Below are 731 nucleotides of genomic sequence, written 5' to 3'. Positions count from 1 at the left end.
TCAAACTTTTCATAATCAATCTCTATTAAAACATCACCAGACATGGTAAGGTATTTATTGTATCCTCTATTATTAATGTTGGATTTTGTGAGTTTCCCCGATTTTACTTTTTTCTCCAATCTGGATAATCCTCTTTTCCTGTTATATGCATCTTTTGATGCTCTTTTTTTTGAATAGGAAATAATAAGCCGTTTCCTATCAGGCTTATTGATACAATACACTTCTCCATCGCTTAAGGTCAAGTTGAGTATCTTTTGTTTGATGGCTTTTGATTCATTCTTTAGCCGAGCTCCCAGGATATATTCGTATTTGTCTTGTTCCAGAGAAATTAAGTTATCTTTTGACAACAGTCCCGAATCTGCAACAACTATTGGTTTTGATAAGTTAAACTTGGCGCTTATTTTTTCTAAAAACGGGATAAGAGTATGCCCTTCGTATGTATTGCCTTCAAATATTTCATAACCTATGGCATATCCGCCTATTCCAACTAACAGGCCTAAAAATATTTGAGGTTTTTGATGCTTTCCATCCTTGCTAAATCCAGTTCTTCTCAGGTCATCTTCATCACTTGCTTCGAAGTATAATGTTGTCATGTCGTAGAAAACAACCGAAATATTGCCCCCTAAGACTCTTAATGTGTGGGCAAATGCAATTTGTTCTACTTTGTCTTTTAGCTTATTGTTTAACTTGTCCAGAAAACGGTAAACCTTATCTATGCTTAAATGAATGCC

At 34.7% G+C, this 731-nt stretch carries 1 protein-coding gene; it reads right to left on the bottom strand.

Going from position 1 to position 731, the window contains the following annotated elements:
- A partial coding sequence (locus OM074_RS21175; RefSeq protein WP_301202715.1) for an IS1634 family transposase occupies positions 1–731 on the bottom strand: 731 nt, incomplete at both ends.

Source organism: Plebeiibacterium marinum, assembly GCF_026013615.1.
Classification (GTDB): domain Bacteria; phylum Bacteroidota; class Bacteroidia; order Bacteroidales; family Marinilabiliaceae; genus Saccharicrinis; species Saccharicrinis marinus_A.
This window is presented reverse-complemented; position numbering and strand designations above follow the sequence as displayed.